The 10,042-nt window shown below is 38.8% G+C and carries 5 protein-coding genes; 2 read left to right on the forward strand and 3 right to left on the reverse strand.

The features are described from left to right. Positions 1–148: 148 nt before the first annotated feature. Positions 149–2,983, forward strand: a complete 2,835-nt coding sequence (locus tag A7A78_RS11535; RefSeq protein ID WP_068762620.1) for a carboxypeptidase-like regulatory domain-containing protein — start codon at positions 149–151, stop codon at positions 2,981–2,983. Positions 2,984–3,001: 18 nt separating this feature from the next. Continuing rightward, positions 3,002–4,441 carry a DUF5689 domain-containing protein gene (locus A7A78_RS11540; RefSeq protein WP_068762621.1) on the forward strand — a complete coding sequence of 480 codons (1,440 nt, stop codon included), beginning with the start codon at positions 3,002–3,004 and terminating at the stop codon, positions 4,439–4,441. Between the two features lie 129 nt (positions 4,442–4,570). Here A7A78_RS11540 and A7A78_RS11545 read toward each other — a convergent pair whose 3' ends face one another. The 3 genes from A7A78_RS11545 to A7A78_RS11555 are packed head-to-tail and all read right to left on the reverse strand — an operon-like array spanning position 4,571 to position 9,908. Next, the gene (locus A7A78_RS11545; RefSeq protein WP_068762622.1) at positions 4,571–6,463 is read right to left on the reverse strand and encodes an OmpA family protein; all 1,893 of its coding nucleotides are present in this window, start codon (positions 6,461–6,463) and stop codon (positions 4,571–4,573) included. 23 nt (positions 6,464–6,486) lie between these two features. Then, positions 6,487–7,404: a PorP/SprF family type IX secretion system membrane protein gene (locus A7A78_RS11550; protein WP_068762623.1), complete on the reverse strand. Its 918-nt coding sequence runs from the start codon at positions 7,402–7,404 to the stop codon at positions 6,487–6,489. Between the two features lie 38 nt (positions 7,405–7,442). Beyond that, positions 7,443–9,908 carry a T9SS type B sorting domain-containing protein gene (locus A7A78_RS11555; protein WP_068762624.1) on the reverse strand — a complete coding sequence of 822 codons (2,466 nt, stop codon included), beginning with the start codon at positions 9,906–9,908 and terminating at the stop codon, positions 7,443–7,445. Positions 9,909–10,042: the final 134 nt, after the last annotated feature.

Genomic DNA, 10,042 nt, shown 5'->3' on the forward strand with positions numbered 1-10,042 from the left:
AATAGAATATCGAAAAAGCTTCAACATGATTAAAACAAAACTTTAATGGTAAAAAGTTAACAATATATATAGTTAAATAATAATTTTTTTATTAATTTTATATTCTTCCCAGAATAATCCTCCCCAAAAATTAAAATCACATTTAAAGATGAAACGCTTCATTTTTATGGGTTGTGTGGTTTTTTTGGGCGGATTGTCTTCATTAGCCCAAGAGGCCATTGTGAAAGGGCGGATACTGGAAACCAATTCTTATGAGCCCATTCCTGATGTTGAAATTAACATTCAGGGCAGTATCTTCAATACCGCAACCAATGCTTTGGGCGAGTTTTATTTTCTACAGGAAAATCTTCCGCAAGGACAGCAAATACTGATTGTTTCAAAGTCGGGCTATATAACTTTAAAGCTGCCAATAATTATTCGAAACGATGCTTCAATCAATTTAGACCCGATTTTAATGGAGATAGATCTGCGGGAAGTGGAACAACAAATTGGAGTTATAAGTCTTTCCGACAATGAATTGGATGATGATGAGGGAACATCTTATACTGTTTCCGGCCTATTGCAAGCTTCGGATGATGTTTTTCTGAATGCCGCCGCCTATGATTTCAGTACTACATTTTTCAATCCGCGCGGTTTTGACAATGCCAACGGAAAAGTATTGATAAACGGTATTGAAATGAACAAGCAATTTGACGGCCGTCCACAATGGGCAGATTGGGGCGGTTTGAACGATGTGCAGCGCAATCAGGAATTTTCGATGGGTTTGAAGGCCAACGATTATACTTTTGGCGATGTTGCCGGAACCACAAATATAATTATGCGTGCTTCGCAGTATCGAAAGGGCGGAAGGGTTTCATACGCATCTTCAAACCGAAGTTATCGTGGTCGTGTTATGGGTTCGTATAATAGTGGACAGGGGAAAAATGGTTTTGCGTATTCGGTTTTGCTTTCGCGTCGTTTTGGGGATGGAGGTTTTCAGGAAGGAACTATTTATGATGCCAATTCCTTTTTTGCTTCCGTTGAGAAAAATTTCGGAGAAAAAAGCAGTCTTAATTTCACGGCATTTTACACACCGAACCATCGAGGAAAATCTGCACCTATAACTGCTGAGATTGAAAATTTAAAGGGAATTGATTACAACCCAAACTGGGGCTATCAAAATGGTGATGTTCGAAATTCAAAAATGAAGCGTGTTGAAGAGCCTGTAATTATGCTCAATCATTTTTGGAACATTAGTAGCAAAACTTCATTGAATACTAATCTTGCTTATCAATTTGGAAAAATAGGAAACACCCGAATTGATTACGGCGGAACCCGATTGATTGAAGTGGACGGTCAGCAGGCATATATTGGTGGCGCCAGAAATCCGTATCCCAATTATTACCAACGCTTGCCCAGTTATTTTCTTCGCTTTGAAAACCCAACGGCTTATGATTATGAGCTTGCCTATTTAGCGGAACAGAAACTTATAAATGATGGACAACTGGATTGGAACTCACTTTACGAAGCCAATAGAATTGCAAAAGACAGTGGCGGAAATTCAATTTATGCCATTCAGGAAGATAGACAGGACGATACGCAATTAATGGCAAATACGATTTTAAGCATCCAAATAAGCGAGAATATTACATTAAATGGAAGTTTAAATTATCGCAATCTAAAAAGTGAAAATTTTGCAGAACTGAAAGATCTTTTGGGTGGAACGGGTTATTTGGACATAGATTATTTTGCCGAAGGCGTAAACAATACAATCATCGGCGAAGTTGCCCAAAGTGATTTGCAAAACCGAAACCGAATTGTTACCGAAGGTGATCGTTATAAATATAATTATGAATTGAATGCCAGCGTAATTTCAGGTTTTGCGCAGGGGCAGTTTAAATATAGCCGCATGGATTTATATTTCGCCGCAACTGCTTCGCAAACCACATACCAACGCAACGGTCTTTTTGAAAACGGAAATTTTCCAGGTAATCTTTCCTTAGGAAAAAGTGAAAAATTAACTTTTACCAATTTTGGTGGTAAGGCTGGAGTTCTTTATAAAATTACAGGACGACATTTAATTGATTTTAATGCTGGTTATTTCACCAAAGCGCCCACACTGCGTAACGCTTTTAGCAATTCCCGACAGAGCAATGCAACAGTAATTGGGCTGGAATCTGAAAAAATTCAGAATGCTGATTTGAGCTATATTTTCCGTTCCCCAATTGTGAAAGCAAGGCTCACGGGCTATTACAATACAATCAAAGGCCAGACAGATATCAACTTCTTTTTCACGGAATCTGCCCAAGGTTATAAAGATGGATATGCATTTGTTCAGGAAATTATTACTGGAACTGACACTCGAAAAATGGGCGCGGAATTGGGCATTGAAGCACAAGTAACTCCAACTTTCAAGTTGAAAGCCGTAGCTGCTTTCGGCGAAAATGTTTACACAAACAATCCAAACCAATATTTAACGAGTGATGATTTTGACATTCTCACATTCGGAGATAAAACCACAAAACTGAAAAATTATCACGTTGCAGCCGGTCCCGAAAGAGCTTATCAATTAGGAATTGAATACCGCGACCCAACATATTGGTGGGTTGGAGTAACAGCCAATTATTTTTCAAACGCCTATATAGATGTAAGCACCTTGCGAAGGTCTGATGCGTTCACTTTTGATGCTGATGGTCAAACTTATAATGATTACGATCCTGAAATAGCCAAAACTCTTTTAAAACAGGAAGATTTTGGGGAGTATTTGCTCGTAAATGTTGTCGGCGGAAAATCGTGGAGAATAAAAGGATATTACGTTGGCTTTTTTGCAACAGTTAGCAACATCCTCGACCAACATTACAAAACAGGCGGATTTGAAGATTCGCGATTGGCAGATTATAAAAAAGTGCAGGAAGACCAAAAAAGAAATACGCCAATTTTTGGCAACCGATATTTCTTCGGTTATGGAACCACATATTATGCAAATGTTTACATAAGATTTTAATAATTAAATACTTGAGTTATGAAAACAGGAAAATTCAACAAACCATTTACGTTATTCTTCGTTTTAATGACAATATTTTCTTGTGTTAAAAAAGATGATTTTGAAGTGCCAAATACGGAAGTTATTGCACCGGATATTGATCAAAATAGCGTTATCGAAATTTCAGCTTTGCGAAGTTTATTGCAGCAGGAACAGACAAATACCGGAAATCCGGATGCAATTTTAACTTTTGAAGGAACAGAAAAATACGTCGTAGGATATGTTATTTCGAGTGATGAGGGCGGAAACTTTTTTGAGGAACTAATTATTCAGAACAGTGCATCAAACCCGAATACCGGAGTGAAAATTTTGATAGATGCAAACCCGCTTTTCACCACTTTTGAATTTGGAAGAAAAGTGTACGTAAAACTCGACGGCTTGACAGTTGGTTTAAACAGCGGCGTATTGACTTTGGGAATTCGGGACGGAACAAATATTCAGAAAATTCCGGAATCTGCGATGTTTGATTTTTTAATTCGCGATGTTGAAGTTGCAACTGTGGAAGCACTTCCTATTACTATTCTCGATTTTTCAGATGATAAAACAAATCTTTTTGTGCGTTTGACTGATGTTCAATTTGACCGCCACGATGCTGTTGGTGAAAATCGTAAAACTTTTGCCGCGGAACCTGGTGATCAATTTGACGCTGAGCGTAAACTTGAAAATTGTGAAACCGGATACTCCACAATTTTTAGCACCAGCACCTATGCAGATTACAAAACCGTGCTTTTGCCAAGTGGAAGAGGAACAATGGACGCAATTTTAACTTATGATTTTTATGGGGAAGAATTCAACATTACAGTTAGTGATCCTTCCACGATATATTTTGACAGTGAAGAGCGTTGTGATCCAGCTGAAATTGATTGTGGTGTTGCCGAAACCACTGGAGCAAATATACTTTTTAGCGATTTTTTTGAAACACAATCTCCGGGCGATCCAATTTCTGGAAACGGTTGGACGAATTATATTGAAGCAGGTTCCGAACAATGGGAAGCGTTCACATCAACAGGAAGTAGCCCATCGCTTGGTATTTCTGCCAGAATGCAGGCTTTTAATTCTGGCGATTCCAGCAATATTGCTTGGTTAATCACTCCTCAAATAAATTTTGATGCCCAAGAAGGCGAAACGTTGAACTTTAAAACCTCAAACAGTTTTGCAGATGGAAGTACGTTGGAAATATTTATATCAACCGATTGGGACGGAAACCCAGATAATATAGTTTCCGCTACTTGGGACATACTTTCTGCAGCCTACATAACGCAGGACGATGATGCTTTTGGCCCTTGGTTTCCTTCTGGAAATGTTGATTTGGATTGTATTACAGGAAACGGTTACATAGCCTTAAAATATGTGGGCAGCGGCGAAGAAGCTTTTGATGGAACCTATGAGTTTGATGAAATAGTAATTAATTCAGATTAATAATTTAAAAAACTTATAACCTTTTTATTACGTGCCATGTAATAGGATGTTAAAAACCCTTGCGAAATCCAAAGTTTGGACAAGCAAGGGTTTTTTCTGGTTGGTTTTCCAGTTAAACTTTAACTTTCTTTATTTCTTTACAATAATAAATTCGGAACGTCTGTTTTTGTGGTATTGCTCATCAGTACAATTATCGCCACAAGCAATAGCTGGTTTAGACTCACCAAAACCTTTTCCGCTTATTCTGCTCTTATCAATTCCTTTTGAAATAACATATTGTACGGTAGATTGCGCTCTTCTTTCCGAAAGTTCCATGTTATAAGTATCTGAACCTCTACTGTCCGTATGGCTTTCCACATTAATTTCCATAGAAGGATATTTTTGCATCAATGCAACAAGTTTGTCAAGCTCAAAAGCTGCTTGGGGCTTGATGTTGTGTTTGTCATAATCAAAAAGAATTGGGTTCAAAATCACTTTATCATCTACAATTATAGATTCGATTGGGCGTAGTTCAATGGTTATGTTTTTCACATCATTTTTGGAAGCGCTCACAGTTACTGCATTGCTTTCAAAACCGTCCATAAATCCTTGCACAATATGTTTTTGGTTACAGGCCGCCATTAGCGTTCCTTTTCCGTCCATGCCTGTGGTTTCGGAATTCAATTTGTTTTCCATACCATCATAAAGTTCCAAACGTGCTGAAGGGATTGGTTCTTTGGTATATTCATTAATTACAGTTGCATTAATGGTTACATCGCAGGATTCCATTTTTTTGATTTTGTAAATATCGTCACTTCCCTTACCACCTTTTCTATTTGAAGAAACGTAGCCCTCTTGGGTGGCTGGGTTATAAGAATATGCAAAATCATCTTCACTGCTGTTTACACCAAGTCCAAGATTTTTGGCTTCGCCGAAACTATTGCCGTTTGCTTCAGCAGCAAAAACATCAAGTCCGCCCATTCCTAAATGCGCATCGCTACAGAAATAAAGTGTTCCATTTGAATCCACAAAAGGGAAGCCTTCCTTTCCTTCTGTGTTGATGTTGCTTCCCAAGTTTTCAGGATTCCCAAAAGAACCATCTTTTGAGATGGAAACTTTATAAATATCTGCCTTTCCCTTTCCGCCGGGACGGTCGCTGGTAAAATAAAGTGTATTTCCGTCTGGGCTTAAAGCTGGGTGGCTGGTGGAATAGTCGTGGTCATTAAATGGCACTGATTGCACATCTTTCCACTCGCCATCAACATTTTCAGCGTAATAAATGTTCAATTGGTTGATGCCTTCCTCGCTCTTTTTATATTTTCCATTGTAATAATCGTTTCGGTCAAAATACATGCGTTTACCATCCGCCGTAATGGCTACGGTGCTTTCATGGTATTTTGTATTTACGTCGCCTTTTAAAGCGGTTTCATTCTTTTCAACACCACCAACTATTGAGGCTTTGTAAATATCCAAAAACGGTTCTTCGTTCCAACCGTATTTTTTGCCAGTAGTATTTCTGGCCGAAGTAAAATAGAAATCGTTCCCCACAACCATTCCGCCAAAATCTGAGTACTTTGAATTTAACGCATCAAGATTTGTGGCCGCATATTTCTGTGAATTCTCGTCAATAATTGCTGGTAGATAATCCGGGTTTTTCATAAACTCCACCGAACGGGAATCGCTTGGCTTCATTTGTGCGAATTGCTTCATATATGTATTATAGTCAGCAAATTTACCATTCGCCTTTAACGATTGGGCGTAATTGTAAACCGTTTCAGGATCAACATCTTTCTTTTTTATAACTCTTTTATAAAAGGTTTCAGCTTTTTTGGTATCGTTTATAAAGTAGTAGCTGTTTCCCAAACGCTCAAAAACGTAGGTGCTGCCATCGCCATTTTTCAACAGTTTTTGGTATGCTTCGGCGGCGTCGGTATATTGAAGGCGGTCGTAATATTGATCGGCTTTTTTTGTTTTACTATTTTGGGCGGTAACCAGTGTGGTGCTCACCGCGAGTAGTAGAAGTATAGTGTATATTTTTTTCATCTTAAATGAAATTAGTTTGGTTATTAGAAGAATCTTGGTGAACGTAAAACACGTGGCTTAAAGAACAGATCGAAAGTCAGCACCACTTCGTGTGAAGCTGGACCTACTGTTTTAATGTCGGATGTTACGTGGTCATAGGCATAGCCCAAGCGGATGTTTGGGGTAATTTGAAACCCAACCAACCCACTGAAGGAATCGTCCAATCTGTAGGATGCCCCAAGTTCGAACTTGTCATAAAACAGTGCATTCAAGTTAGCGTCATAAGAAACGGGCGCATCAAAAGCAGATTTTACCATAACGGAAGGTTTCAGTTTGAAGTTTTCCGAAAGTTGGAAAACGTAGCCGGCAGTAGCAAAATAATGGTTGGTTTCTGAACCGTATTTAATTCCGTTTTCATCCAAGTGAACCGATTTCAGCATATTTGGGACAGACAATCCCAAATAGAACTTTTCGCCATAAAGAAAAGCACCAGCACCAACATTTGGGTAGGTTTTGTTTATGTCTTCCGAAAAGAAAGGGTCATTGGGGTCCTGTAATTCCAAAGTTGAAAGCCCAACATCGTGAAATGTTGCGCCAGCCTTAAGACCCAAAGCAAGTTTTACATTGCTTCCCACTTGAAGTGTATAGGAAAAGTCTGCAAATACATTGGTTTCCTTTACTGGTCCCAATTCGTCTTTTATAGCGGAAAGACCGAGCCCAATTTTATCACTTATTGGTGAATGGGCAGCGAAGGTGAAAGTCACGGGATTACCTTCCAAACCAGACCATTGGTTTCTGTAAAGCGCGGTAATGGAAAGACTTTCCTTTGATCCTGCATACGCTGGGTTCACCACGTTCATATTGTACATGTACTGTGTGTATTGCGGGTCTTGCTGCGCCTGTGCTTCCTGAAAGAGCAACCCTGCCATCAATACAATTAGGATATATATATGTTTTTTCATTTTTATCTATTTGGTAGTTAAAAAGTATTTAATGGTTTTTAGTTGGCTTTCTGATTAAGATATATCCAGCCAGTTTCTTGCTTGTCAGTATCAACACCATTTTCTGCAGGACCTAAAGGACGAGATTTAATATCTATCACATAAAAATAGGTTCCAGTTGGTAGGTCATTGCCATCATTGGTTTGCCCGTGCCACTCGTTGGTGTAATTATTCTGCTCATATACTGAAGCACCCAATCTATTGAAGATTTGAAGTTTTAAGTCTCCACTTCTATCACTTAGGAAAGTAAGGTCCAATGAATCATTATAGCCATCACCGTTTGGTGAAATTCCTTCTGAAATTACACAGTTTCCAACAGCGTATAAATTAACATCTACTGAATCTGTACCTGTACAACCTCCCAAGGAAATTACAACACTATAGATTTGGGTTCCTAAAGTTCCTGTTTCAATTGAAAAATCAAGAGTGCTATCGGTTTCCCCTGAAATTAGATTTCCATTTAAGAACCATTGATAAGTTACACCTTCCTCAGTTGTACTAGCTGAAAGGGTTCGAGTCTCGTTGGGGCAAGTAGTGAAATTATCTCCTAAAGAAACCTCCAAATCCTCTCGGGAAGAAACGGTCACACTATCAGTTGCTGTGCAACTTCCTATGGAAACAATCACACTGTACGTTCCTACTTCAGTTATTATTAAAGTAGGGTTGGTTTCAGCAGTCAAAATGGTTCCGTTAAGACTCCATTCATAAGTAGCGTCTGCTGGATTATAATTAGAAGGAGAAGCATCTAAAACAACTTGTTCGTTAAAACAAGTTTGGAAATCATCCCCAAGTTCTATTTCTATATTTCCTATACTAACCGTAACACTGTCTGAAGTAGTACAAGAACCGAAAGTAGTTGTAACCGTATAAGTTCCTGCTTGGGTGATATTCAGTGTTTGGTTGGTTTCGCCGGCAAGGATGCTTCCGTTCAGTCTCCATTCATAGGTTGCTACTAATGGATCATAGTTTATGGCTTCAGCCTCAAGGGTTACAGATGTTTCAAAGCATGATGTAAAATCATCTCCCAATGAAACTTGAATGTTTTGTTGTGAAATTGTCACTTCATCCGTTGCAGTACAATCAGCCACTGAAACTATTACGTTGTAAACGCCATATTGAGTAGCATTCAGTGTTGGGTTTGTTTCTCCTGCTAAAACGTTTCCGTCAAGACTCCATTCATAAGTTGCATCTGCGGGGTCATAGTTTGAAGGGGAAGCATCTAAAACAACAGGATCAAAGAAACAGGTTTCTATATTGTCTCCAAGCTCTATTGCGGGACGTTCGTTAAAGTTGATCACTACAGATTCTGTGATTGTACAAGTATCTATTGTTACATCTACACTATAAGTGCCAGAGCCTGTTACGGTAATGGTTTGAGTAGTTTCCCCAGTGTTCCATAAAAATGTAGCATCAGCGGGGTCTCCATCAATAACTTCGGCAGTAATATCATAAGAACTTTGATCGCATAATTCTTGATCGCCACCCAAATCCACACTAAATCCTGCTGAAAAACTAACAAATACATTATCTGTTAATACTACCACTTCACCATTACAGTTTGTGTAGGTAGCTCTAGCAGTATATGTAGAACCACCACTATCTGGGCATACATTTATGGTTGGGTTAGTGCTAATAACGTTTCCGCCAGAATCAAGCCAAGCAAATTCATAAGTAGGGGCGCCAGCGGGAGCGAAGCTCCATGCTTCGTTTGTAGCAGTCCAAGGGGAATCAGATGTATTTCTTCCCGGTGGAACAAATGCTATGTTTCCATCGTTATTCTGAATTCCCAATGCTGCATTTCCATCATTCCAACCTGGACATGAGGGTTTGTCTTGCATATAGATTTCAATCACGTTTGAAAATTCATAAAAAACAACCATTTGCGTTGCCAATAAATTATTACAACTTGATGAAAACATGGGAACTTGATAATAAGCAACAACTAAAACTCGATTTGGATATGTACCAAGCACTTCATAACCTATCTCTTCAGAAGAAGAGGCTGCCGGGTCTATATCGTGACCTGGTAAAAAAACGTTTGCCTCTGCTAAGGCTTCTTCAACATTGTTGGGGATATTTGAATCAAAACTCCAAGCATTTGAGCCGACTCCAGTATCACCGGGATCTACGTCAAAACGGATTACGCCGTTTGAACCTACCTGAAACTCAGTTTCCACATTTCCGAAATAACAAAAATCAAATGGAAGATTATCAACCGGTGACCATGCATCGTCAATGTCTGGGTTTAAAGAGTTTGCCAAGCCATTGAAAGGGAATGGCGGGTTGTAATCAATAGAGCTAACGGTATAAGTGCTGCTCGAGGTTTCAAAGGTTTGCAGAAAGTTTGCCGTAATATCAGTACACGGGTCTTGGCCACATTCAATGGTAACGTCTGGTCCTGCATCAACAAAAAGTGAGCCTGGCCCTTGCGCATAAGTAGCGAAGGAAAATAGGGCTAAAAACACAATTTGAATGGAAAAACTTCTTTTAAAGTTATCTTTAAAATAATGGAGACAACTTTGTAAATAGAGGGGTAATTTTTTATTCATAAAGTTTTAATTGGTGGTTATTATAATTTACTATTCGTTAACTTTTTTTT

The organism is Aequorivita soesokkakensis, from assembly GCF_001641085.1.
In the GTDB taxonomy this organism is placed as follows: Bacteria; Bacteroidota; Bacteroidia; order Flavobacteriales; family Flavobacteriaceae; genus Aequorivita; species Aequorivita soesokkakensis.

Excerpts from the sequence above, each read along its gene's own strand:
- A7A78_RS11535 (WP_068762620.1), top strand. The coding sequence starts at position 149 with ATGAAACGCTTCATTTTTATGGGTTGTGTGGTTTTTTTGGGCGGATTG.
- A7A78_RS11540 (WP_068762621.1), top strand. The coding sequence starts at position 3,002 with ATGAAAACAGGAAAATTCAACAAACCATTTACGTTATTCTTCGTTTTA.
- A7A78_RS11545 (WP_068762622.1), bottom strand. The coding sequence starts at position 6,463 with ATGAAAAAAATATACACTATACTTCTACTACTCGCGGTGAGCACCACA.
- A7A78_RS11550 (WP_068762623.1), bottom strand. The coding sequence starts at position 7,404 with ATGAAAAAACATATATATATCCTAATTGTATTGATGGCAGGGTTGCTC.